Source organism: Terrimonas ferruginea DSM 30193 (assembly GCF_000425585.1).
Classification (GTDB): domain Bacteria; phylum Bacteroidota; class Bacteroidia; order Chitinophagales; family Chitinophagaceae; genus Terrimonas; species Terrimonas ferruginea.
The window spans coordinates 119,966-144,641 of the sequence record NZ_AUDS01000008.1; the positions used below are offsets into that span (position 1 = coordinate 119,966).

Consider the following 24,676-nt stretch of genomic DNA (forward strand, 5'->3'; position numbering starts at 1 on the left):
TTGTTTTGGTGAAGAAATGGTTCTATAGCCGGTCGGTGAGGATGGTGCTTGTAATGAGGCGGCCATTGGTTTTCACAGTTTTTTCTTTGCGTTGGTAGTTGAAAAGCCGGTCAAAGTCTTCGAGCATCAGCCGGCGGATGGTGGATTGATCTGTGGTGGCTGGCACCATCAGTTCGTAGCAATAACGGTACTGATTGCTATCGGATGCAGGATTGAAAGCGAGGGTGTCGCGCAGTCTTAAATCGAAATTTCTTTCAGAGGAAGGAGTGGCATAATAATAAAGTTCTTTCCGCGTCACATTAATCAGGTAAATACGGCGTACTGAATTATTATAAAGTAAATGTCTGCCCACGCCGTCTGCCAAACCTTCGGCATAAGGCAACAGGGAAGAACTGATCAACGGTGGCCGGAGAAGCAGCAACTCTTCCTGTGTAGCGAAAGGTTGCTCGCGTTGAAAGTTTATGAAGTCTTTCTTTAGCGGAAGACTGATCGTCTTTCGGTGGGTAAGGTCATTGAGCGCAGCAGGTGTTACTTCTTTGGCGCCTGTAATTGCTGCCACCCGCCCTGAATGTCCGATCCATACGAGATGGGGAACGAGATAATAAGGAAATCGCTTTCGTAAAAGCGTATCAGCTGTTAAAAAAGAAAGGTGAGGGGATCGGAGCAGGGCAGGTGTCAGCAATTTGTTCTGCAGTTCGGGATAGGTATAACGCGTGACTGCAATAATTTGTAAGGACGCGGGCAATGAGGCGCCGATGCTGTCGAGATAACGCAACTGCTGGTCGCAGCTTCCGCAGGTGGGGTTGATAAAAACAAGGAGTAGCGGCTGGTCTTTGCCCGTGAAGGCACGTGGCTGTCCTTTGCTGTAAACAACAGCGGGTTGCCAGTGTAATGTATCGCCAACAGTGAGTGGTTGGGCATGCAGGTGCAATGCCGGGCATAGGATGCCCAGGACGAAAAACAATGTTTTCATTTTGCCTAAAATTTTAAGATCAATAAATCAGGAGCAGGAAGGATGCTCCTTACACAGGGTTCTTTGGCTTCTTGGCGTATTGGTTGCGCACGAGATAAATAGCCCTGTGCGGCCGGAGGGAAGCCTCGGAAAAAATGGGAGCAGTAAAAGCAGCGGCCATTTTCATAACAAAAGGTTTAAACTTCCGCCCGGCAATGAGGAAGGTTCATGGTCTCCGGACAGCGGAGTACATGGTTGCCGTGACTGGCGGTCTGACCAAATATAGAACACGGTGGAATAAAAAAAACATACGTCAATAAGACGAATAAAATCACCTGTATGCTGAAATGAAAACAGTACGTATTAATGCGGCTGGTGTTGATGCGGGCTTACAAGCCTGAAGCAACAGCTATTCAATTGATTAAAAAATGAGTAAGGTGAAAACACCCGCAAAACAATGAGGAAAACATTCGTGGAAACGCGATAGGAGAAATTGGGTAGGGAAAACCGGAGGGAGAAGGTGGAAGGTGTAGGGCGTAAGTAAGGGAGAAGGTGATAGCTTTTTCATACCCATGGTTCTTGTATACAAGAACCATGGAAGAATCAAGTTTGGCCTTAGTTAAAAAACAATTGCTTCTCCCTAATAGAACCGGCAAGCAAATCGCACCAGGAGGAATGTTTGTCTTCATATTTACTCCAAACGATGTTTGTTATCCAGTCGATAAAGATAATACCATCATCAGTATGACTATGTGTTGGGTTGTCCTTCAAAAATGTTTCCTTATTCCTATGATAAAAAGTAAGCGTCTGCAGGTAATCAATACAACTGCTTCCGCTTAACCGTTTGACGTTCCGGTAGTCTCTGGTTATTTTACACGTTTCGTGCAGGTCAATGTGATCGAGAAGCGACTCCCCCATCATGTAATTGTAAAGAGAATTTCCGTCTCTTCTGAATCCGGCATTTACACCTTCTTTCCGGACAGTAATTGCCCCTAAATTAAAATCGGTGTACTTATTTACCATCTTTATCGCTTCTTTACAGATAAACTCTTTATGATGCGATTTCAGATCAGAAGCTTTTATTTCAACCTTTGGATTAAAATTGAATTTGTTATAAAAATCTCTGACCAGACGTTTGGGAATATTGCAATGCGTAATTGGGTTAATCAAATAACCAATTGTCAGGTATCTGCTTGATCCTCCTTGTCGGTATGGTGAATGAAATTTCCAGCCTAAATCGCCGCTTTCATCCATGTAAATATGGCTGTGCATTCGTAGTAGTGTATGGGCATAAAAAAAGGCAGTCCCTGAAGGCGGTGCACTTACAGTACACTTATGATAACCCAGATGGTCGTCACGCTTGTTCAGGCTTTATCTGCCGTTCACAAATATACAAATGCCAGACTGATCTGCTAAATTTCTTTGTAAAAGATTTCTTAATTGTGAGGGAAGGCATCAGGGAAGTAGTAAGTAAAACAGCCGTGGTCCCGGAGCGACTAAACTATCGCACACCCATGGTTCGTGTATACACGAACCATGGAGAGTACACAGTAAATAGACTATCTCAAACACTACCAATCCTACACCCTTGGTTCGTGTATTCACGAACCAAGGAAAAGTAAACAGCAAATGGACTATTGATAATTCACGCATTCACAACTTAAAAATCCCCCTCCGGATCGCAAATACTACCAATCCCGCCACCGTACGCACACCTGCCTTTTCCATTATGCGCAAACGATACCCCTCGATAGTACGGATACTTAGGAACAGCTTTTCCGATATGTCGCGGTTGGAGAGCTCGCTGCAGATCAGCCGCATGATTTCCTGCTCCCGCTCAGAGAAGCGTATTTCCGAGGCCAGCGGATTATTGGGATCGAAACGCGAGGTGGCAATAAATCTTGTCAGCCGTTGCGCAATATGTGGTGAGTAGTAGTTTTCCTGCTGATGCACCGCGCGAATCGCTTCGAGGATTTCACGCTTGCTGGCGTTTTTCAACAGATATCCCTGTGCACCCGCCTTAATGGTATCGATCACCAATACATCATTATCGTAGGAAGAAAGCGCAATAACGCCGATCTGGGGAAACCGCTCGCGGATAAGCTTCGTTACCTCTATCCCGTCCATCTCCGGCATTTCAATATCTACCAGTACTACGTCTGGCATCGTCGATTCAACCAAACGCAGCAACGACCGGCCATCCGCTGCACTGCCGACCAACACGATATCCGGCACACGCCTGAACAGAATAGCAAATCCATCCCGGAAAATCTCGTGGTCATCGGCCATCACAATCTGAATGGTGACAGGATAGTTATTCATGCGTATCAATTGACTTTGCAGGAAACGTAATAGTTATCGAAGTGCCTTTACCGGGAGATGTTGTTAAATAAAACGATCCGCCAAGCAGTTCCGCCCTGTGATATAACTGATATAAGCCGCGTCCGGAGTGCCTGCTGTTATTGATAATGTGTTCATGAAAGCCACAACCGTCATCTACCCCGTAAAGATGGACCAGTTTATCTTTTACAAAAAAATGAATGTCAAGTTTTGATGCCCTTGCATGGCGTGCCGTATTGTGTACGATCTCCTGTACCATCCGAAATAGCTGAATGGATTGTTGTTGCGAAAGCGGCGGCAATGGGTTGACGGTTAAATTTATTTTTACCGGAAATGATTCCTGTGCAGCGTGAATAAATGCTACAATCGCATCGGTTGCACCTTTGCGGATCAATACGGCCGGCAGCAGATCATGCGCAATGACCCGCAACCGCTCATGTATGTGATCGAGATGCTTACGGGATTTTTCCAGCAGTAAATGGTCTTCATCGGTAGCCGGCTCTATTTCTTCCAGTTGAAACCTTATGGCCGATACCAACGGACCCAGATCATCATGCAGATCGGACGCAATCCGCAGCCTTTCCTTTTCCATGATAGCAATCTCCACTTCCGTGCGATTTTGCTGCAACCGTACATAACGCCGGTGCAGCCTTACCATGATGGCCATAAATATAATCAGACAACAACCAATCAGGCAGGCCGTGATCAGTATGGCCTGGTATAGTGTTCGCTCATGCAGATCCATCGGATAAAGTTTAGGGCATCACTAAGTTACAGCGGCAAGTTTATCGGAAATAGCCTTATAAAAAACCGTACTACTACGCTTTTTGCACTTGAAAGGCATTTTAAAGGGGGTATATACGGCCATTACAGGGGTTGATTGCGACGGCCGCAGCCGGTACTTTTGGTAGATGAAAAAGATTACCATCCTCATCCCCGAGGGCGAAACCAGCCTCAGCAATATTGAAGCTGCCTATAAAATGTTTTCCAAAGTAAACGAAGCCGTGGAAGCCCGTGGCGGCCTTCCGCTTTTCAAAGTAGAACTGGCGGGTCTTACGCGCGAATCCTCCGTGGGCAAAGGCCTGTTTCGCATTCACCCCGATAAAGTATTCCAGGAGATCGAACAGACCGATCTGATCATTATTCCCGCCGTACACGGTGATATGCAAAAAGTGGTGGAGGCCAATTCCGCCATGATCCCCTGGCTGGTGCGTCAATATAAAAATGGCGCAGAACTGGTGTCGCTGTGTATCGGCGCTTTCATTCTTGCTTCAACGGGTTTGCTCAATGGCCGCAGTTGCACCACGCACTGGCTTTCGGCAGATGAGTTTAAAAAAATGTACCCGGAGGTTAATCTGCAACCTTATAAGATCATTACGGATGAACACGGTATTTATTCCAGCGGCGGCGCTTATTCTTCGCTCAATCTTATTTTATACCTCGTAGAAAAATTTGCCGGCAGGGAAATGGCCCTCCGCTCCTCGAAAATTTTTGAGGTGGATATCGAGCGCAACAGCCAGTCGCCGTTTATCATGTTCAGCGGGCAGAAAGATCACGAAGACGATTCCATTAAACAGGCTCAGTTGTTCATCGAAAAAAATTTCCAGGATCGTATCACTGTCGATCAACTGGCCGATATGCTGGCGCTTGGCAGACGTAATCTTGAGCGCCGTTTCAAAAAAGCAACATCGAACACGGTGGTGGAATATATCCAGCGCGTCAAGATCGAAGCGGCCAAACAAAGCCTGGAGTCGTCAAGAGAAAACGTAAACGAAGTGATGTACAGCGTTGGCTACGCAGATCCGAAAGCGTTTCGCCTCACATTCAAAAAGATAACGGGCCTGTCGCCCATCGAGTACCGCAATAAATACAACCGCAGCATTCCTGCGGCATGAGTTATCTTTGCGGTATGTTTTTACGCTTCCTTTTTATCCTGTTTATGGCTTTGCCTGTGGCAAAGGTTTGTGCTCAGTCCGAACTCGACGCAGAAAAATTTTCTCAAAAAGTCGCTGACACAACTATCCAATTGTTAGATGTACGCACATCGAAGGAATATAATTCCGGCCACCTGAAACATGCATTGCAGGCAGACTGGAACCAGCCCGATCAGTTTCGTGAGCGTGTGCAGAGTCTCGACAAACAAAAGCCTGTATATGTTTACTGCCTGGTAGGTGGCCGCAGCAGTGCCGCTGCGCAGTGGCTCCGTGAAAAAGGCTTTACTGTATACAACCTGCAAGGCGGCATCAATGCCTGGAAAAAAGCTAATAAACCGGTAGAACAGGCAGAAGCCATACCACCAATCAGTTATGCTGAATATCTGTCGCGTATTCCGGCAAAGGGGCTGGCCCTGGCGGATGTTGGTGCTCCCTGGTGTCCACCCTGCCGTAAGATGGCTCCGGTGATCGATTCCATCGAACAACAATACCCAAAAGTAAAAGTGATCCGCGTCGATGGCAGCGGACAGGATGCATTAATGGATCAATTGCAGGTCCATTCGTTCCCCACTATTATTCTTTATAAAAACGGAAAAGAGATCTGGAGGAAAGAAGGAGTGATGGAGGTGAAGGAGATAACGAAGCAATGGTGAATCGTGAATCGTCAATGGTGAATGGTGAATCGTCAATGGTGAATGGTGAATCGTCAATGGGTGAACAGGTCGGCTGTTTACTTAATACTTATAACTTACTACTTACAACTCTCCGCCACGGCATCCCACAATTTCCTTCTCAACGTAAGCGCCTTTACACAGGCTTCGGTCGCCTCCTGCCAGCGCTGACTGTCCTCACCACAAAGTTCTTCCACCATTTGCAACGCAAGCTTACTATGATGATCGCCGTCTACTTCAATATGGCGTTCGAGATAATAACGGAACGTAGTTAACTCGGAGGGATATTTTTCTGATAAACGCGTCACCATTTCATGAAACATATCGGGGATCAGGTCTTCACGGCCGAAGGTAAACACGGCCGCCTGCACATGTACCGGAGCATTTTCAATCAACTCGAATGTAAATCCGCAAAATTCTTTCACTGCCGGTGGCAAGGGTTCGTTATTGATAACATCCCGTACCGTTTTACCGGCAGCCAACGCTTTTATTACATTGGAAATGCCGGTCGTATCGGCAGCCATTTCCTGCATTGACCGGAGATATAATTCAAAATGGCTTATACGGTTGCCTTCCTGGTCCACATCACTTTCTTCGCCGGTTACGATTTCATTGACGAGGAAACGTGTATTGGCCGAACCTACAGGCAGCCAGGGATTGGCTACACAGGTAAGATGGCGCTGCAAACTTTTCAGCAAACTCATAAAATCCCACACCGCAAAAACATGGTATTGGGTAAAAGTCTGCAGGTCTTTCAGCTCCTGTAAATGCGCATAAAGCGGATGATGGATGATTTTATTCCGCTCCGCTTCAATGGCAGATTGCAAAGTGGTGTAGTTCATAACCGGTATTTTTCGAATTGCGTGCAAAGATAACTGTCTGAAGCATGGGCCGGGACAGAAAAACCGGAAAAAACCCCGGTGTCACCAATCGGGATACAGGGTATTTTAGCCGCTTAACACCTTATACTATGTCACTCCTTACCACCATTGCCAGGAACCTGGCAGCTATCTGTAGTTTTGTCATCATTGCATCCGTAAATGCGCAGCAACCCGTAGAGGTTACGGATCAGAAAATCAAGATCAGCGCAAAAAGCAGTGAAGAACTTTTATTTGCTTTTGCCGCCGGAGACCAGGTTGTATTCAATTTTTCCGAAATCAACAAAAAAGACCTGAAAGAGCTTGAAATCCTGGAATATCCCAACGTTTCAAAATTCGCGGAATACAAAATCGAAAAAATAACAGATAAACGCTTGTCGGTAACCCGCAATACCGTGCTGGTATTCCGGTTCAAAAACAGTTCGTTTGTCAGCCGCATCTGCCATATCAATATTCAGCGCATTCCGGCTTCTCGCCAAACACAGCATTTCAATCCCGCCGTTGTATGGAAGATGCGTTCTGATACAACCTGGAATACTGTTATAAAAAATGTGGCAGAGGGTTATGATACCGTTTATAATCAGACCGTGAGAAAAGTAGTAGTCAGGAAAGATACGCTGGAAGAACTGATCATTGATAAGATACAGCGCGTGCATTCCGTAACCAATGGTAACGGAAACACCACCAGTATTAGTTTTTTACTTCCTGTGAATGTTAATCTTCCTAATAACCGTAAGCGGGTCATTGGCTGGGCTTACTGGATTGCCGTGGGAGACGAAGCACGTAAGGCCTGGGAGAAAAACCTGAGAGCTGTACAAAAAGTAGCAATACAGACTGCCCCCTTAACTCCGTTAGGGGCGTTGATTACAGGAGTCGTTACAGAACTCATTATTCCTACGTTAGGCGAAGATGTGATCTATGCTATTACCGATGAGGATAACCGTAATTTGTTTATCAATAACCAGACTTATCGTCACTACGGAAATGGTAAAGGTCCCGGCGGAGTGGAGAAGGTCACGCACCCCGCCTTATCACAGGGGCGTTATTTTATCTGCCTAAGCAATGACAATTTCAGGACGGGCGTCGACGCCACTGTTAAGGTGCTGGCCCTGGTAGAGCAAACGGTATTGGAGGACAAAGCCTTCACAGACATGGAAGTTACGCCGCGTTACAGGAAAGAAATGTTGCAGGAACCGAGTGTACGTCAATACCGCTTCCCCTTTCCTGCCGATTAGCGGATTGGCTCTTACAGAAAAAAATGGGATATTCGTCTGAATCACTGATACCAGCAATAAATCTTTTAGCATGACAACCCGTTTATTCTTATTCATCGCCGTATGCCTTCCCTTTGCTACGACTGCGCAATCCGATAATAAAACCAAAGCGGTCCGCTTCATGCAATGGCTCAGTAATAACGAAGCGGATTCTGCAGCAACCCTGGTTGCGCCGGAAGTAGCGGGCAAGCTCTCCGGCCCTGTACTACAAGGCGCCTGGCAGCAGATCTCCGCGGCTTATGGCAAATGCGAATCCGTGTCGAGCAGTTCCGCCGCTAACGACGCCTCCATATCAGTAGATGGCACTTTTGAAAAAGCCATCCTTGTTTTTGCTATTAATTTTAACGACAAGGGCATCATAGGTTTCTTCGTATCGGGAAGTAAAGAACGAAACCTGGTAATTTCTGCATTTAAAGAAGAAGAGAAAGCAATTGACGTAAACGGTGGCAAGCTTTATGGCACATTGATGTTGCCAGACAACAAAACCACATTTCCCATTGTAATGATTATTGCCGGCAGCGGTTCCACCGACAGAAACGGGAACAGCATTCCCTTGCTGACCGCCGGCTCCTATCGCCTGCTGGCAGAAGCCTTGGCGAAAAACGGCATCGGCTCTTTCCGCTATGATAAGCGCGGCGTCGGCGAAAGCAGTTCATTCAATCCGCCCGCCACCTCAGCCTTGTTCAATGATTATATCAGCGATGCAGCCACGCTCGTAAAGGAATTACATAAAGACAAACGCGTGTCAAAAGTGATTGTCGCCGGACACAGCGAAGGTTCCCTGATCGGTATGGTCGCCGCGCGGGAAGAAAAAGCGGAAGGTTTTATTTCGCTCTGCGGCGCAGGCGAACCAATCAACTATACCTTATCGCGTCAGTTAAAACAACAATTGCCCATTATGGGCAATAAGATCGATAACATTCTCGACAGTCTTAAAAATGGCAATACGGTTAAAGAGGTGCCGCCAATATTGCAATCCATCTTCAACCCGCAACTACAACCTTACCTCATTTCCTGGATACGGTTCGACCCGCGTGAAGAAATTAAAAAGATGAAAATGCCGGTACTGATCATCGGCGGCGGTACGGATGTGCAGGTGCCCGTTGCCGATGCTGAAGTATTGCATAAAGCGCTTCCTTCATCGAAAAAATTGATCATCGATAGTATGAACCATATCCTCAAAAATGCTCCGTCCGATCGCGCAGCTAACATTGCGACTTATACAAAAGCTGATCTGCCTTTAAGCCGGGAACTAGTGGAGGCGATAATAGCGTTTACGAAGTGAGAGTATGACTTCCGACGAATGTGAAAATGTGTTATTGGCTGAGTTCAATAGATAAGTGCAATTTTTGAAAACAAAAGAAAAAAGCTTTTAAGGGCTTTTTTCTTTTGACTGAGTAGTGCAATCTTTGGATTACTTATGTCAAAAAACTACACTCATCTCAGTTTGGTACAAAGATATCAGATTGAGGTATTGCTTTTAGCGGGTTGCCAACAAAAACAGGTTGCTGCTCAATTGAATGTTCATCCCAGTACCATCAGCCGGGAGTTAAAGCGTAATACCGGTCTTCGCGGTAAACATGCCCAACAGTACCTTGCCTTTAATGCCCAGCGCCGGGCTGACCTGCGCCATACGCATAAGCCTAAACATGTGGTATTTAATGAAGCAGAGAAGCTGCAGGTTTGTTCGCTGATGCAGGTACAGAAGTGGAGCCCTGAACTGATCAGCGCCTACCTTCGCCGGCAGGGACAGCCGATGGTAAGCCATGAACGGATTTATCAGTGGATCTGGCATTGCAAGCATTCTAACTGCGGAGAGGATCGCCCTTACAAAGAGATTTTCCGGCTGCTCAGGCATGGTCGCAGGCGAAGGAAACGGGGTAACCGCAAGGACTCCCGGGGTATTATCCATGGCCGGGTAGGCATTGACAAAAGACCGGCCATTGTAGCCAAAAGAGAGCGTACCGGGGATATTGAAGTAGATCTGATGGTGGGCAAAAACCACCGGGGTGCTATCCTGGTAATGACCGACAGAGCTACCCTGCATACCCGTTTACACAAGCTCCTTACCAAGGACAGCCGGGACATTACACGGGCTATCATTAAACGATTGTCTGTGTCGGACTATGAGATCAGAACATTGACCTTTGATAATGATCAAAGCTTTAGCGGACACCTGCAAATAGCCGATAAGCTCAAAGCCAGCACCTATTTTACCCGTCCCTATACCAGCCAGGACAAAGGAACAGTGGAAAACAGGATCGGCGTATTAAGACGCTTTCTACCTAAAAAAACGGATCTTAGCCTGGTTAATCATCAACAAATAAAAAAAATACAGGCCTTTCTGAACGAAAGACCTGTACGGAAATTTAATTATCTAACACCTAATCAAGTACTACAACAAAAAATTGCACTAGCTACTTGAACTTGGATTGTTTTGCATTTTCACATCTTCACATTTATCACATTTTCACATTTATCACATTTTCACATTATTCTCTCTGCCACACATCCTCATACAACTCCGGATGGCGTTTGAACTGCGCCAGCACGTAAGGACAAAGCGGTACCACCTTCAGGTTGTTTTCACGCGCATGTGCAAGCATGGCATCGAGCATTAGTTTTGCCCAGCCCTTGCCCTCGCCTCCGGCAAATACTTCGGTGTGGTAAACTGTCAACAGGTTGTTGTGAATACCCACTTCCATTTCGCCTTTCTTCTCCCCTCCTTCATACAGGTCGAATGCCTGATGATTGCGTTCGTTTCTTTCAAATTTTATTTCCATAGTTATAAATTCAAAAGTCAAAATTAATAATTCAAAAAAAGATACCTGAAGCAGCGAGATCGGGATATTTTGAATTTTGACTTTTTACTTTTGAATTGAGAAAAGCCATTCCGCCCAGTTTCTTCTGCTAACAATTTCCTGCTGCATCTCATTATGTCCAAGACCGTTGTATTCGATCAGGCTTGTTTTTGCATTTTTCTTTTGGCTAATCTCCCCGAAAAAGCGGCGGTCGCTGTCAATCGGGTTTTCATTGTCCGCATTTCCGTGGATCAGCATTAACGGAAATTTTTGCAGACGATCCAGTTGGTCAAATTGCGGAATACCCGATATACTAACGGCTGCAGCAAACCACTCCGGATGGCGCGATATCACATTCGTGACCGTCGATGCACCCATCGAAAATCCAACCACATAGATGCGGTTAGTGTCGATACGCGGATCATGCCGGTAGTGATCGATCAAGGCCAGGGCCATTTCCCCGCAGGGCTGCATGATTGATCGCAACACAGCACGCGTACTGTCCATTACGTAGTTCGATGACCGGGATGGAAACTGCGGCACTATTACAAACGCCGGAAAAGCCCGGCGGTTCAGCGAATCCGCAAAATACTTTGCCAGTATGCCTACCTGGCCGCGATTGTCCGTTCCCACAGCGCCAGATCCGTGAAATACAATCACCAGCGGATATTTTTTGGCGACCGGTTCCGGCGCCCGAAGAAACCGGTACGGCAGGCGGCCACTTTTATTTTCAAAAACAAGACTGTCAAACATTTCCACCGGTATCGACCGCAAAGCCATTACTTTCTGCTGTCTTGCCAACGTATCCGCTGACGGTATACGTGTCTGGTGCAATGCCTCCGAAGCGCCGCATGAATAAATGACCATCGCTGCAACAAAGCCTGTCCATAAGTACCGGAGATTCATCTGATCGTATTTTGCGTAAAGATAAAAAGCCACGAGAAAAAATTTGCGTAGCTAAATAACTACGCTTATATTTGTAGCCAAATAGCTACACAATGAATCTGAGAAGGGATGTTTTCCAGGCAATCGCTGATCCGACAAGACGAGCGATTCTTTTATTGCTCACCTCGCAATCCATGACGGCCGGCGCCATCGCGGCCAATTTCGATACCGCGCGCCCAACCGTTTCCAAACATTTGCAGATCCTCATCGAATGCGAATTGATCGAACAGGAACCAAACGGCCGCGAAATGCATTATCACCTGAATCCACAGAAAATAAAAGAGATCGCCGCGTTCATCGAACCCTTCCGCAAACTTTGGGACGATCGCTTCAATAAGCTGGAAGCCATCATGAAAAAACACAAACCGAAATAAAGCTATTATATGGAACAAAAAACAAAAGTCCACGCCGAAGACGGCCGCTCCGATTTGCTGATTACCCGGGAATTCGATCTTCCACTCGAACTCCTGTTCAAAGCTTACCAGGACCCCGAGATCGTTGAACAATGGATGGGTACCAAAGTGCTCAAATTGGAAAACAAAAAACATGGCAGCTGGCAGTTCCAGACATCTGATGACAAAGGAAATATTTTGTTCAGCGCTAATGGCACCGTGCACGAGTTTGTCGAAAACAAACGGATCGTCCGGACTTTTGAAATGGACAACGCAGGGTTTGAAGTTCAACTCGAGTTCCTCGAATTCGAAGCCGTTAATGAAGACACCAGCAGGCTGAATATGCACATCGTGTACCGCTCCAATGCCCACCGCGATGAAATGCTGAAGCTGCCATTTGCCTATGGCATCAATATGGCACACGACCAGTTACAGAAAGTTGTCAGCCAACTAAAATAATCGTTATGGCAAAACATGCAATCAGTCAGGATGTTGATTTTTATTTTGATAAAGCAGAAAAATGGCAGGAAGCCATCACACGCCTTCGTACGCTTATACTTGACTGCGGGCTGAACGAAGAGTTAAAGTGGGGTTGCCCCTGCTATACGTCCGAAGGCAGCAACATCGTGCTGATCCATACATTCAAAGAATATTGTGCGCTCTTGTTTTTCAAAGGCGCTTTGCTTCGCGATGAACAGCAACTGCTTATTCAGCAGTCGAAAAATGTACAGGCGGCGAGACAGTTTCGCTTTACTGATGCCAAAGAAGTAACCAATCATAAAACAGCTATCAAAGCATACGTGTATGAAGCCATCGAGATTGAACGTGCCGGATTGAAAGTGCCTTTGAAAAAGACTACGGCTTATGAAGTTCCGGAGGAGTTTCAACAAAAACTCGACAAAAAAGCTTCGCTCAAAAAAGCATTTGAAGCCCTGACTCCCGGACGCCAACGCGCCTACCTGTTGCATTTTGCAGCGCCGAAACAATCCAAAACACGCGAGTCGAGAATAGAAAAAGCGATTCCGCATATCATGCAGGGAAAAGGATTAAACGATTAAACTACCAACCATGAAAATCGAAAAACGCAACAGGCTCATTTACTGGATTGCAACGGCATGGCTTGCTTTGGGCATGTTGTCCACAGCCATCGTGCAACTCCTGCATCACCGGCAAGAGCTCGACAGCATCACGCATCTCGGATACCCGGCTTACCTGCTTACGATTATCGGTGCCTGGAAGATCCTGGGCGTCATCGCTGTACTGGTTCCGGGATTTCTTTTGTTGAAAGAATGGGCTTATGCCGGTTTTTTCTTTGTGATGTCGGGCGCCGTTGTTTCCCATATTATCATGAACGATTCTTTTAAAGAAATCGGCCCCGGACTGTTGTTGATTGCACTGACTGTTTTGTCGTGGTATTTCCGCCCGCCCAATAGAAGAATTGCCACTCATTCCAATTGATCTGTAGTAAATTCATCTCTCCTTTTCAAACAAATGAACCATGAGCCCTAACAAAAAGTTACCCGCCCAACAGAGCAAGGAACTGCTTCGGGCGTTAAAAACCCGTTTTGAAAAAAATATGGCACGCCACAAAGGAATCGCCTGGGCCGATGTGGAAGCGAAGCTGGAAACTAATCCCGGCAAACTCCGGTCGCTGGATGAAATGGAAAGTACGGAAGGTGAACCGGATGTAATTGGTTACGATAAAAAAACAGGCGAATACCTTTTTGTTGATTGCTCGGCCGAAAGCCCCAAGGGACGCAGAAGCGTTTGTTATGATCATGAAGCGTTAGAGTCAAGAAAAGAACATAAGCCCAATCATAGTGCCGTAGGCATGGCTGAGGAAATGGGAATTGAATTGTTGACGGAAGAACAATACCGCGAGCTGCAAAAGCTCGGGAAGTTTGATACCAAAACATCGAGCTGGATCGTTACGCCTCCCGATATCAGAAAGCTGAAAGGCGCCTTGTTCGGCGACTGGCGCTATGGTCATGTATTTGTTTACCACAACGGTGCAGAGTCGTATTATGCTGCACGCGGATTCCGCGGCCTGTTGCGGGTGTGATCGTCAGGCCGCAAAAAACATCCTTGACGCTTTCATAAAACGACCGAATTTTGCGCCAGATAATATCATCGTTATGGCGCTCATCAAAGACATCTACTCCAAAGAATTTTACGACCGTTTTTCCAAAAGCCTTGCAGTTGTGCGGCCCGGCAACAATGCGGCTTCCTTCACACGCAAGGTGATGAATAAAAACTTTGCCGGAATGGAATGGAAGGAAAGAATGCAGCATACTACGGTGACGCTACATGACTACCTGCCAGAAAAATTCCCTGCGGCCGCCCGCACAATAACGAAACTTATCCGCCAGCTTCGCAAAGACGGCTGGAATGGCGGCCTGGAGTTCATGTTTCTCCCTGATTATATCGCAACTTACGGCCTTGATCATTTCGATGCATCTGCGGAAGCATTGGAAGAGATCACTCAATTCATCAGTGCGGAATTTGCTGTCCGTCCTTTTTTGTTGAAATATGGGCAACGCATGCTCGAGGTGATGACCGGCTGGTCCATGCATCCGCATTATGCAGTGCGGCGGCTGGCGAGTGAAGGCAGCCGTCCGCGTTTGCCCTGGGCGATGGCCATCCCTTCATTGAAAGCCGATCCGGCTCCGCTATTTCCTTTACTGGAAAATTTAAAAACAGATCCGCATGAATGGGTCCGCCGGAGCGTGGCGAATCACATCAATGATATAGCGAAAGATCATCCGCATGTGGTGTTGCAATTTGCCAAAAACTGGAAAAATATCAGTGCCGAAACCGATGGCATCATCCGCCATGGCAGCCGGACTTTGTTGAAAAAAGGTCATCCGGAAATACTTGCTTATTTCGGCTTAGATGATAAAGGTATCGGTTGGCAGGACTTTACGATCCACACACCTAAAGTAAAAGAACATGATAAGCTGAAATTTAGTTTCAGTGTACAGAATCAAACTAAAAAACCGGTAACGATCCGCCTGGAGTATGCTGTTCATTTTTTACGGGCAAATGGTCAGTTATCACCCAAGGTTTTCAAAATAAGTGAGCGCAGTTATGCTGCCGGTGAATTGGTGACGCTGACACGCGAGCATAGTTTCAAACCTATCACCACGCGTGTGTATTATCAAGGGCCACATAAGGTGTCGTTGATTATTAATGGAAGGGAGAAAGAAGTGGCGGATTTTGTTTATGGGAGTAGGAAGTATTGAGTTTTAAGTAATAAGTAAAACAGCCTTGGTTCGTGAAGACACCACAACTGTTCGGAAGATTTTTAAACCCTTTCAATCCGGTATCACGCCACCGTTGGTCGCCAGACCAACGGACCTGCTCAGCCCTGAGTCAGGTACGAAATCGACCTTAATCTCTCAAAGAAACCTCACCCTTGCTTGTTGGTCGGGAGACCAACAAGGGCGCTAACTAAAAAGAGTAAATTCTCACTGGTTCATGTACAGACCACAGATGTTCGGAGAATTTTAAACCCTGTCAATCCGGTATCACGCCACCGTTGGTCGCCAGATCAACGGACCTGCTCAGCCCTGAGTCGGGTACGAAATCGACCTTAATCTCTCAAAGAAACCTCACCCTTGCTTGTTGGTCGGGAGACCAACAAGGGCGCTAACTAAAAAGAGTAAATTCTCCCTGGTTCGTGTACACACCACAGATGTTCGGAGAATTTTACACCCTGTCAATCCGGTATCACGCCACCGTTGGTCTCCAGACCAACGGGCCCGTTCATCTTTGAGTTTTGTACGAAGTTGACCTAACCTGTCAAAGCAACCTCACGCTTGCTTGTTGGTCGGGAGACCAACAAGGGCGCTAACTGGGAGACCAACAAGGGCGCTAACTTATACCTCACGCCGCCATTACATTTAAAAATGAAAAGCGACTCTTGAGCGTAAACTTTCCGAACAATTTGTGGTGTGTACCCCTTCGAGAGCCTCAGGGAACGCCTTCGAGAGCCGAAGTATCGGCCTCAGGGAGCACAAATGGGAGTCATTTCACCATTCACCGATTCACTTATTCACTTATTGACGATTCACGATTGACGATTCACGATTGACCATTCACGCAAACAGCTCATCCAATTTCTTTTTCCTGAAATCAAAAATGCCCTGCAATTGCTTTTTCACAAAAAGGCCATGCGCTATTGTTCCTAAAAAACCTAAGGGCAACTTATAATGAACGATGTCGGTCATCAAAGTGCCTTCGGGCGTTTCCTTCAGAAAATGTTTGTGGTGCCAGAATGAGTACGGACCGAAGCGTTGTTCATCAATGAAATATTCTTTGTCCTTCACTTGTGTGATCTCGGTTACCCAATGCAAACGGATACCGAATACTGGTGACACATAATATTCAATGATCTGGCCGGGAAATACTTTTTCTTCCGGCGCCGACAACACTGTAAACTTCATGTAATCCGGGGTGATCGTGGCCAGGTTGGCGGGATTGCTCATAAAGTCCCAGACGCGATCGAGCGGCGCTTTGATCAATTGCTGACTATGGATGGTGTAAAGCACAGTTATAGTATTTTCAATACAGCTGTATAAGTTAACTATTTAATCCTGGAAAAAAGCCCCCGACGAGGCGGGGGGCTTTTCGAAAAATTACAGGGATCACAAGCTCCTCAGAAATTCGTTACGCGTCATATTTTCCCTGAACTTTCCTTCGTAAAACGAAGAGATGGTGGAAGAGCCGGTGTCCTGTACTCCTCGCATCGAAACACACATATGACTGGCCTCTATCCTGACGGCTACATCTTTTGTTTGTAATATCTGTTGCAACGCCTTCCCGATCTGAACCGTTAGCCTCTCCTGCACTTGTGGCCTTTTTGCAAAATATTGTACAACCCGATTGAGTTTCGACAACCCGATGACTTTGCCGGAAGGGATATATGCAACATTCGCTTTTCCGTAGATCGGTACAAAATGATGCTCACAATGGCTGAAAACCGAAATATCCTTTTCGATCAGCATTTCCCTATACGCATACTGGTTCTCAAACAACGTTATATCCGGCATTTTGGCGGGATCAAGTCCTGAGAAAATTTCCTGCACATACATCTTAGCCACACGCAAGGGAGTTCCTCTCAAACTGTCGTCCTTAATATCAAGTCCCAGCGTATTCATGATTTCACCAAAATGATACGCTATACTTTTGATTTTCTCGGTTTCGGTCAGCGCAAAGGCGTCTTCCCTCAGTGGGGTTTCATAGCTGTGCCCGGTACGATGATCGTCTTCCAAGGCTTCGTTTTCTGAATTGTGCCGCCAGGCCCGGTCTGTTATTTTCATATAATTACTTACTAACAACATTATAAGTACAAAGTTGAGGCCATTTGTCTAATTTTTTAAATAAAATGTTAGACAAAAGATGTAGGCACATAACTTATTGAAACTGTGTTGTCTTCTTTTTGTTTGGGCTGGTTTTTGTATATTTTTGATCGATAATCCTAATCAACTTGGAGCGGTATTTTATCAAAGATGTAGAAAGGCTTACCGGCATCAGTGCCCATTCATTACGGGCCTGGGAAAAGCGATATGGTGTGTTGAAGCCACACCGTACGGATACCAATATCCGTTTTTATGATGCCGGCCAGGTAAGGCGGTTGCTGAACATAGCCGTACTTCAGTCTGCTGGCTACCGTATTTCCAGCCTTATGCAGCTAAATGATGATGAAATGGCAACCGCCATTCTCATGCAGGAGCAGCAAATGACCGTGGAAAATGGTCAACTCGACCTGCCCGTTAATAACCTGGTGGCGTCGATGCTGGCATTTGACGAACAGCTTTTTACTAATATACTGTCCACTGCCATCAGGCGGTACGGTGTTTATGAAACCATGTTATATGTTGTATATCCTTTTCTCCGCAAAACATCTTTGTTATGGAGTATCGACAACATAACACCTGCACAGGAACATTTTGCCAGTCAGCTTATCCGGAGAAAATTGCAGTCGGAGATTGATATGATCCCCCCTGTTATAAGTACGACTAAAACCTTTTTGCTTTTCCTTCCGCCGGGCGAAACGCATGAAATAGGGTTGCTTTTTGCCGATTACCTGATCCGGCGTGCAGGATACAAGTCAATAAACCTGGGGCCGGATTTACCATATAAGAGCTTGGGTGTGGCCATCGCCGGTATCAAACCCACCCATTTACTCACTTTCTTCGGCGGCAGTTCAGACACCGCAGTCCATTTTAATGAAATTTCCTCGTTAACCAAATTGCATAAAAAGCTACAGGCCCTGATCTGTACATCGAAGCTGCTGACCGGGAAACATGCTGCCGACCGCGTGCGCATATTGGATCAACCGGAAAAATTGTTTGATTTTCTCTGAGGTGTTCTGCGGCACCGCTCACTGCAGTAGCGGACCTCCGGCCAGTTTTTCTCCCATTTTTTTCGCCAACGGAATGGTCGTTGACAAACGGGACAAACTTTTTGCGGCAGTGCTGATTTATTGGTAAACCGGGTGAATTTTTTCATGGGATTTGTGTTAAACAGGAATCTTACACCAGCCAGCGTTTTCTATAAGTACCCGAGGAATCGTATAACATCGACTGGCGGCTGGTATTAAAATAGCGGTCCTTGCGGGGGTCACAACCCACACCGGCAACATATGCCCAATTGCCATAGTTGCTGTACACATCGTAATCAACTAGCTGGTGTTCAAACCAGGAAGCGCCGATCCGCCAATCCATTTGAATATCATGCACAAAATAACTGGCCACGTTTTGACGACCACGATTGCTCATATAGCCGGTCAGTCTCAACTCGTTCATATTGGCATCAACCAGTTCATCGCCCGTTTTTCCATAGATCCAGTTTTTCAGCAGCTCAGGATTTTTGCTTTTGACCGTTATTTTTTCCTTAAGCCCGCTGGCGCGGAAATATTTCCGTCCATTCTTTGCCATATTGAAGCGGAAAAAATCGCGCCATAGCAACTCAAACCCGAGCCAATAGGTGGACTTATCAGCTCCGTATTGTTTCTCGAACGCCTTTATTTCATGTATAATCTGCCGTGCAGACAGGCAGCCGATACTTAGCCACGCAGAAAACTTCGACGAATTATTCTTGCCCACCATTTCGTTTCGCGTCAGGAAGTAAGACTTTACGGCCTGCGTATCCCATACAAACTCCTTGAGGCGGGCGAGTCCGGCGGTTTCGCCCCCTTTAAAAAATATGGATGCCCGGTCATCGGGCACCACTTCTGCCAGGCCAAATGCACTCAGTGATGGTATTTCGCCCAGGGCAATATCTGGCATGCGCGGCAGCGAAGCGGGCAGATCGAGCGGGTCGCCGGGCTGGCTGAGGGCTTCTACCCAGTGTCTGAAGGATGTGAAGGTGTCCGGAATAGCATTTCGCCTGAATGGCAACTGTTCAAGATGATAAAGTGACGCCGTTTCGCTGAGATGCCATCGCACGCCCAGATCTGACAGCTCGTTGATCAATACCTGCTCCTGGGTTTCTTCGTAAGGCGAAAATTCTTTTCCAAAAAAGAGGTGTGTCAGCGCAAACTGCCTGCACAATTCGGGAATAATCTGCTCTGGTATGCCTACACGAATGATCAGGTCTCTCCCGCGTTCCTGCAATTGTCTGCGCAGATCAGCCACCGACTGCCACATAAAACGTCCGCGAAAATGACCGGTTCGGGGCCATCCGTGATCGGTTTTGGCAAAAATCCGGGGATCAAAAATATAAAGGGGTACCCATACGTCGGCTCGCTCCAGGCTCGCCAGCAGCGCCGGATGATCATGAAGACGGAGATCGTTGCGAAACCAAAGTAAATGCCTTGACATGGGCCTGTTTTTTGTATTTTCAGCTGTCTAAGAATTTGAAGCAAAAATTAGACAAAAATAGCTTGCCATGAACGAAATTTCAATTGTTTTTCCACATCAGTTATTTATGTCGCATCCTGCCCTGTCAAAAAAAAGGGAAGTGTGGCTGGTAGAAGAGCAGTTATTTTTCAAACAATACGCTTTCCATAAAAAGAAGCTCGTGTTCCACCGGGCTTCCATGCAATACTATGCGGATTTTCTCCGCAAAAAAGGTTACACCGTTCATATTACTGAAGCTGTTGAAGAGGCAGACATACGATTGCTTGTCAAAAAATGGAACGGTAAAGTATCCGCTATTCACATAGCTGATGTTGTGGATGACTGGCTGGATCGCAGACTGACCAAAGCAGGTGAGATGAATAATATAAGATTGATCCGCTATGCGAGTCCTGGTTTTCTGAACGAAGATCCCTGGCAGGATGGCTTGTTGAAAAATAACCGGTATTACCAGGCAGACTTTTATATTGGTCAGCGCACAGGCCGGCAGATATTGTTGGACCGCACAGGCAAGCCGGAAGGAGGCAAATGGAGTTTCGATACAGACAACAGGAAACGTTTACCGAAAAATCAGGCTGTTCCGGTACTGGCGATTCCTTATAACAACCATTATTTGCCTGAAGCGGTAAAATACATCAATAAACACTTCGCCAATAACTACGGTGTTGTCGATGGCCTATTCGGTTATGCGGAAGGATTTTATCCTGTTACCCATGCTGAAGCTGAAGCCTGGCTCGATGATTTTCTGGCCTACCGATTTTCTTTATTTGGCGATTACGAAGATGCGATTGACCGCCGGCACGCCGTATGGTTCCATTCGGTGCTATCTCCTTTGCTGAATGCCGGCTTGCTGACACCGCAGCAGGTAATTGACCGTGCACTGGAAGCGGGCACGGAGAAGCGCATACCCATAAATGCACTGGAAGGATTTGTGCGGCAGATCATGGGGTGGCGCGAATTCATCCGGCTGGTGTATATAAGAGAAGGGCGAAAACAGCGCACACGCCACTTCTGGAACTTTCACCGTCCGGTCCCGGAATCATTCTGGAACGGGACAACAGGCATTGCTCCAGTGGATCAGGTCATCCGCAGTGTATTGAACAACGCTTATGCACATCATATCGAGCGGCTGATGGTAATGGGAAACTTCATGCTGCTCTGCGAATTTAATCCTGATGATGTGTACCGCTGGTTCATGGAACTATTTATCGATGCTTACGACTGGGTAATGGTGCCCAATGTTTATGGTATGAGCCAGTTTGCCGACGGTGGTTTGATGACCACCAAACCTTATATCAGCGGCTCCAACTACCTCATGAAAATGGGCAACTGGCCAAAAGGACATTGGCAGGAAAAATGGGACGGACTTTTCTGGCGTTTCTTATCAAAGCAGCGTGATTTCTTCCAGCGCCAACCGCGTCTGGGGATGCTGCTGACAACCTGGGATAAAATGGATAGGGAAAAGCAGAAAATGCATTTGAAAAATGCGGATGAATTTTTGAAAGGTCTGGGGTGATTAATTTTTTACCTCAACGTCGACTGGGACTACTACGTGTGTGCGGCTGTACGTATGTACCATTGCTTCTGTAATACCCTTTAACCTGTACAGGGCCTCCGGACGATGGCGGAGTACTGGCCGTACGTGTTGATTTATTACCTGTGTTTAATGGACCCGACTGGTTATTTCGCTGCGCAGATGCAGAATAAGAATCCTGGCCGTCCGCTAATTCACTTCTATACTTTTTAAAAGCATATGTCGAATCGCTATTGATATAAAGTTTTTTTACCTCTGCTTTTGAGCAAGCTATTTCGCGGGAGAACTTTCGTTTTACTATGTAGCCTCCTCTATTGGCATACACAATCTTCCTGTAACCCTGTTTGGCATTCCCGGCAAGCATATTTTTTCCGTAAGGAATAAAAAAGGCCGCTGGTGATGTACTATCAGCAGTTGCGTATACCGCGATTCGTTCGTCAACGCTGCAGAGGTGTGTGCTTTGGCATCCGCCGAAAATCGCTCCAAGAGTCAAAACAAATAACAATTTCTTTCTCATAATAAGGTTTGTACAACCAAACTATGAAGAAGTCAACAAGTGCTAAAACTTGAGGTCAAAAAACCGGAATTTTCCCCTTCCGGACTTTCATGATTGTATTGCTTCCGCTATGCCTAAATCCGGGCTTGCCCAGCCCCATTGTACAATAAGCATGCTTTGGCGACGCATTTAAATGAAGGCATTCCTCGCGGTGGCTACGTTCTCCAAGTCGGTCTGTAAATAAAACATGATAAATCTTGGGCCTGTTATTGCCGATCATAAATTTGTTTCCTGATCTTTATCAGCAGCTCTTCGGCCAGTTCGGGATCCGGGGATTCTGGCAGATCACTTTTTTCATACGCCTCCTCTATAGAGATCATTTTCTCATCCACCATTTTAACCAACTCGTCAAAAGCATAGTTTCCGGCTTTTATTCCAAGTAAAAACTCCCTGTCAGGCCTGAATACATTGATTGTTTTGAACCTGGCAATCTCTTCCGCCATGGATAACAAGCGCATGGTGTGCATCATATTTTTAGTATCGTACTGCCTGCCGTGCGTCATATTGGTTTTGTATCGATCTTCGTTTCTCTTCTCTAACCATTCGTGGTATTCGCGGTATTCCCTGCAATGCATGGAGTATCCGTCCTTATTAAAATAAAGCAAACCTGAGGGTGCCATTCCCTTGGAGATCTCGCTGGTATTAACATCATTGCTCCCGGCTGATCTAACAATTCCGTTCAGCCGGGTATTCTCTGGCATATTCCGTTGTACGAATAGTTTATAACAATCTTTGAAATGATTCATTGCACCAAGCCCACAGTCTTCCTGCATAATTCCCTCGTATTGCAACCACTCATTCAAGGAATATGTCGCGTTACCTGAATAAACCCAACAAAAATCCATTACCCCCTTTCGCACCGGAGCCTCCCGAACATTCATTTTTTTATTAAGTCCGCGCGCTTTTTGCATTTGAGTTCTGGCATATCCGGCGAATGTATCCCGACACAATTTCGAAAGAAATATCTGAGGATCAAACATATCCATCACCGGATGCCGGAAAAGTATATGCGACCGCGGAGTCGCCAGCAATTCCAGCACTCCCGGATTGTTTTTCAGCAGCAATTCAATCAGCCTGCCTATTTCAAAAAATGTTTCGTCATTAGTAGGATTAGATACCTGTGGAGTATAATTTAATCCATACAATTCAGTCATGGGCTGAATGAATACGCCTTTAAGATCCGTGTCTGATCGAGGTCCATCTAGGTTATACGCCCTGCTACCGCTGATACATTTCAAAAGGAAGTGCTCAGGTTCGTTCATTAGTCTTTCATATATCATACTCCAACTGCTTTCTGAAAAAATTATCCAAATAGGCTTTGTTGAATTGCTTGGGCTTGGTCGACATTGTCTTTTCGCGGCAATACTCCAAAGTTCTCACAATCCAGTTGTCAAGTATCATGGATCGTTGAATAGCATCTTTTTCTGTCACGTCTTTTTTGATTGTCAGAAACCTGTCGATTTCGTTTTGCCAGTTTTGATCTAAGACCTGTACTCTCAATAATGACAACTGCATCGGCGGGCAATTTTGGTTATCGACCGTCCACTGTGCCGCCAGCAGCGAACGTAATACATAAAAATATTTTTTCAGCCGCATCGTGTCTCCTCCCGACTCAGCATTCCAGACATTTGTTGCCATTGAAAGATAATGGTGGGCTGCGGCACGTGGGGAAAAATAATGTTCCTGCAGTTTCAGCAACGAAGTCGAAAAATCCTGATCCTGGTAATAAACAATCGGGGATTGCAGCCACTCATATAAAGGTGCATTCGACTTCATGAATAGCTGAAGACTCTTTCTTAATTCCCAACCTCCGATATCCAGCAGTTCATTTACCGGTAAGTCGATGGTATCAGCGGGCATTGAAATACTCAAATATTCTTCCTGTCTGTGCCGATAAATGAAACGCACATCGTAATCGCTGTCAGTTGAAGGAAATCCCCACGCACGTGATCCGGATTCACAGGCATAAAGGATTTTGATTGAATGCTTTTCCGCCAGTTCTTTAAGTTTCCCGGTTATTAAATCCTGCATTTCGCCTTGTTTGTTGTTTTTATGCGAATATCCGACGTTTCCAATTATCATTGGAAATCTCCCTCCCCACAGCAGTAGCAAAAGCCCCGGCAGTGATCCGATGTGTATGATGAGCGCCACATGCAGGATTTTCACCCGCACTCTGCCGGGACATTTTGCTATATATCCCTTCTTCGGATGTAAAACTAGCATGCACCACAACCACAACAATGAGAAAATCACGCATGGATCGGCGTTTTTTTCAGCCCACCTGTCTTTATCCCATAACCTCACTTCAAACAAGCCTGATATAAATTCAAAAGTCGAAAAAGATTCCGCGGCCGAGACTTTTCACGCAAAGCTGCACAAGAAGTAAAGACGCAAAGCAACGCCTATACCTAAACCTTACCCCAATACCTTACGCCTTATACCTTACACCTTATACCCTATGCCTTATCCCCTATACCTTATAACTTACAACTTATTACCTAACTTTAACACACTTTAAGGCTCACCTACAACTCACG

The 24,676-nt window shown here is 46.1% G+C and carries 27 protein-coding genes; 13 read left to right on the forward strand and 14 right to left on the reverse strand.

Annotated features, from left to right (window positions below):
* Nucleotides 1–22 precede the first annotated feature (22 nt).
* The 4 genes from H608_RS0100490 to H608_RS0100510 all read right to left on the reverse strand — a co-directional run bounded on the left by H608_RS0100490 (nucleotide 23) and on the right by H608_RS0100510 (nucleotide 4,037).
* Nucleotides 23–973 carry a thioredoxin family protein gene (locus tag H608_RS0100490; RefSeq protein ID WP_028785952.1) on the reverse strand — a complete coding sequence of 317 codons (951 nt, stop codon included), beginning with the start codon at nucleotides 971–973 and terminating at the stop codon, nucleotides 23–25.
* 594 nt (nucleotides 974–1,567) lie between these two features.
* On the reverse strand, nucleotides 1,568–2,224 hold the full coding sequence (locus H608_RS23275; protein WP_051267875.1) for a DUF3800 domain-containing protein: 657 nt from the start codon (nucleotides 2,222–2,224) through the stop codon (nucleotides 1,568–1,570).
* 381 nt (nucleotides 2,225–2,605) lie between these two features.
* Entirely contained in the window at nucleotides 2,606–3,274 is a 669-nt protein-coding gene (locus H608_RS0100505; protein ID WP_028785953.1) for a response regulator transcription factor, read from the reverse strand.
* Nucleotides 3,267–4,037, reverse strand: a complete 771-nt coding sequence (locus tag H608_RS0100510) for a sensor histidine kinase (RefSeq protein WP_028785954.1) — start codon at nucleotides 4,035–4,037, stop codon at nucleotides 3,267–3,269. Before H608_RS0100510 ends, H608_RS0100505 begins: the two co-directional genes overlap by 8 nt.
* Nucleotides 4,038–4,203: 166 nt before the next feature.
* On the opposite strand from H608_RS0100510, the gene H608_RS0100515 reads away from it, so the two are divergent.
* Nucleotides 4,204–5,187 carry a GlxA family transcriptional regulator gene (locus H608_RS0100515; RefSeq protein WP_028785955.1) on the forward strand — a complete coding sequence of 328 codons (984 nt, stop codon included), beginning with the start codon at nucleotides 4,204–4,206 and terminating at the stop codon, nucleotides 5,185–5,187.
* Nucleotides 5,188–5,201: 14 nt separating this feature from the next.
* On the forward strand, nucleotides 5,202–5,879 hold the full coding sequence (locus tag H608_RS0100520; RefSeq protein ID WP_051267876.1) for a rhodanese-like domain-containing protein: 678 nt from the start codon (nucleotides 5,202–5,204) through the stop codon (nucleotides 5,877–5,879).
* A 98-nt stretch (nucleotides 5,880–5,977) separates the two neighbouring features.
* On the opposite strand, the gene H608_RS0100525 is transcribed toward H608_RS0100520, so the two are convergent.
* Nucleotides 5,978–6,739: a DUF3050 domain-containing protein gene (locus tag H608_RS0100525; protein ID WP_028785957.1), complete on the reverse strand. Its 762-nt coding sequence runs from the start codon at nucleotides 6,737–6,739 to the stop codon at nucleotides 5,978–5,980.
* Between the two features lie 128 nt (nucleotides 6,740–6,867).
* Here H608_RS0100525 and H608_RS0100530 point away from each other — a divergent pair, with 128 nt between their 5' ends.
* The 3 genes from H608_RS0100530 (at nucleotide 6,868) to H608_RS0100540 (ending at nucleotide 10,474) form a co-directional block, all read left to right on the forward strand.
* Nucleotides 6,868–8,010, forward strand: a complete 1,143-nt coding sequence (locus H608_RS0100530) for a hypothetical protein (RefSeq protein ID WP_155989997.1) — start codon at nucleotides 6,868–6,870, stop codon at nucleotides 8,008–8,010.
* Between the two features lie 70 nt (nucleotides 8,011–8,080).
* Nucleotides 8,081–9,334 carry a serine aminopeptidase domain-containing protein gene (locus tag H608_RS0100535; protein WP_051267877.1) on the forward strand — a complete coding sequence of 418 codons (1,254 nt, stop codon included), beginning with the start codon at nucleotides 8,081–8,083 and terminating at the stop codon, nucleotides 9,332–9,334.
* A gap of 135 nt (nucleotides 9,335–9,469) precedes the next feature.
* Nucleotides 9,470–10,474, forward strand: coding sequence for an IS30 family transposase (locus H608_RS0100540; protein ID WP_028785960.1), 1,005 nt, complete (start codon nucleotides 9,470–9,472; stop codon nucleotides 10,472–10,474).
* 67 nt (nucleotides 10,475–10,541) lie between these two features.
* Here the strand turns inward: H608_RS0100540 and H608_RS0100545 are convergent, their stop codons facing one another.
* Nucleotides 10,542–10,832 carry a GNAT family N-acetyltransferase gene (locus H608_RS0100545; protein ID WP_028785961.1) on the reverse strand — a complete coding sequence of 97 codons (291 nt, stop codon included), beginning with the start codon at nucleotides 10,830–10,832 and terminating at the stop codon, nucleotides 10,542–10,544.
* Between the two features lie 84 nt (nucleotides 10,833–10,916).
* Nucleotides 10,917–11,789, reverse strand: a complete 873-nt coding sequence (locus tag H608_RS20730; RefSeq protein ID WP_081658735.1) for a carboxylesterase family protein — start codon at nucleotides 11,787–11,789, stop codon at nucleotides 10,917–10,919.
* Nucleotides 11,790–11,848: 59 nt separating this feature from the next.
* Between H608_RS20730 and H608_RS0100555 the strand changes: the two genes are divergently transcribed.
* The 6 genes from H608_RS0100555 to H608_RS0100580 all read left to right on the forward strand — a co-directional run bounded on the left by H608_RS0100555 (nucleotide 11,849) and on the right by H608_RS0100580 (nucleotide 15,429).
* On the forward strand, nucleotides 11,849–12,169 hold the full coding sequence (locus H608_RS0100555) for an ArsR/SmtB family transcription factor (RefSeq protein WP_028785962.1): 321 nt from the start codon (nucleotides 11,849–11,851) through the stop codon (nucleotides 12,167–12,169).
* Nucleotides 12,170–12,178: 9 nt separating this feature from the next.
* Complete coding sequence (locus H608_RS0100560) at nucleotides 12,179–12,646, forward strand: SRPBCC domain-containing protein (protein ID WP_028785963.1); 468 nt, start codon at nucleotides 12,179–12,181, stop codon at nucleotides 12,644–12,646.
* A 5-nt stretch (nucleotides 12,647–12,651) separates the two neighbouring features.
* Nucleotides 12,652–13,245 (forward strand): YdeI/OmpD-associated family protein, encoded by a 594-nt coding sequence (locus H608_RS0100565; protein WP_211226998.1) that lies wholly within the window; start codon nucleotides 12,652–12,654, stop codon nucleotides 13,243–13,245.
* 10 nt (nucleotides 13,246–13,255) lie between these two features.
* Nucleotides 13,256–13,645, forward strand: coding sequence for a DoxX family protein (locus H608_RS0100570; protein ID WP_081658736.1), 390 nt, complete (start codon nucleotides 13,256–13,258; stop codon nucleotides 13,643–13,645).
* A 40-nt stretch (nucleotides 13,646–13,685) separates the two neighbouring features.
* Nucleotides 13,686–14,249 carry a DUF4256 domain-containing protein gene (locus tag H608_RS0100575; protein WP_028785966.1) on the forward strand — a complete coding sequence of 188 codons (564 nt, stop codon included), beginning with the start codon at nucleotides 13,686–13,688 and terminating at the stop codon, nucleotides 14,247–14,249.
* A 73-nt stretch (nucleotides 14,250–14,322) separates the two neighbouring features.
* Nucleotides 14,323–15,429: a DNA alkylation repair protein gene (locus tag H608_RS0100580; RefSeq protein ID WP_028785967.1), complete on the forward strand. Its 1,107-nt coding sequence runs from the start codon at nucleotides 14,323–14,325 to the stop codon at nucleotides 15,427–15,429.
* Nucleotides 15,430–16,284: 855 nt separating this feature from the next.
* Here the strand turns inward: H608_RS0100580 and H608_RS0100585 are convergent.
* On the reverse strand, nucleotides 16,285–16,737 hold the full coding sequence (locus H608_RS0100585; protein WP_028785968.1) for an SRPBCC family protein: 453 nt from the start codon (nucleotides 16,735–16,737) through the stop codon (nucleotides 16,285–16,287).
* Between the two features lie 96 nt (nucleotides 16,738–16,833).
* A complete protein-coding gene (folE, locus tag H608_RS0100590) occupies nucleotides 16,834–17,508 on the reverse strand; it encodes a GTP cyclohydrolase I FolE (protein ID WP_051267880.1) in 675 nt (224 codons plus the stop codon).
* 167 nt (nucleotides 17,509–17,675) lie between these two features.
* On the opposite strand from folE, the gene H608_RS20735 reads away from it, so the two are divergent.
* Complete coding sequence (locus H608_RS20735) at nucleotides 17,676–18,554, forward strand: MerR family transcriptional regulator (protein WP_038006572.1); 879 nt, start codon at nucleotides 17,676–17,678, stop codon at nucleotides 18,552–18,554.
* On the opposite strand, the gene H608_RS24870 is transcribed toward H608_RS20735, so the two are convergent.
* Together H608_RS24870 and H608_RS20740 are read right to left on the reverse strand one after the other, a co-directional pair.
* On the reverse strand, nucleotides 18,524–18,700 hold the full coding sequence (locus tag H608_RS24870; protein ID WP_071836894.1) for a DUF2256 domain-containing protein: 177 nt from the start codon (nucleotides 18,698–18,700) through the stop codon (nucleotides 18,524–18,526). The genes H608_RS20735 and H608_RS24870 overlap by 31 nt on opposite strands.
* Before the next feature lie 23 nt (nucleotides 18,701–18,723).
* Nucleotides 18,724–20,013, reverse strand: a complete 1,290-nt coding sequence (locus H608_RS20740) for a DASH family cryptochrome (RefSeq protein ID WP_051267881.1) — start codon at nucleotides 20,011–20,013, stop codon at nucleotides 18,724–18,726.
* A 67-nt stretch (nucleotides 20,014–20,080) separates the two neighbouring features.
* Between H608_RS20740 and H608_RS0100605 the strand changes: the two genes are divergently transcribed.
* Nucleotides 20,081–21,565, forward strand: a complete 1,485-nt coding sequence (locus H608_RS0100605) for a cryptochrome/photolyase family protein (protein ID WP_028785970.1) — start codon at nucleotides 20,081–20,083, stop codon at nucleotides 21,563–21,565.
* A gap of 13 nt (nucleotides 21,566–21,578) precedes the next feature.
* Here the strand turns inward: H608_RS0100605 and H608_RS24285 are convergent, their stop codons facing one another.
* The 3 genes from H608_RS24285 to H608_RS0100615 all read right to left on the reverse strand — a co-directional run bounded on the left by H608_RS24285 (nucleotide 21,579) and on the right by H608_RS0100615 (nucleotide 24,290).
* Complete coding sequence (locus H608_RS24285; RefSeq protein ID WP_155989998.1) at nucleotides 21,579–22,100, reverse strand: hypothetical protein; 522 nt, start codon at nucleotides 22,098–22,100, stop codon at nucleotides 21,579–21,581.
* Nucleotides 22,101–22,345: 245 nt separating this feature from the next.
* Complete coding sequence (locus H608_RS0100610) at nucleotides 22,346–23,401, reverse strand: DNA polymerase beta superfamily protein (protein WP_028785971.1); 1,056 nt, start codon at nucleotides 23,399–23,401, stop codon at nucleotides 22,346–22,348.
* A gap of 7 nt (nucleotides 23,402–23,408) precedes the next feature.
* Entirely contained in the window at nucleotides 23,409–24,290 is an 882-nt protein-coding gene (locus H608_RS0100615) for a nucleotidyltransferase domain-containing protein (protein ID WP_211227000.1), read from the reverse strand.
* Between the last annotated feature and the right edge of the window lie 386 nt (nucleotides 24,291–24,676).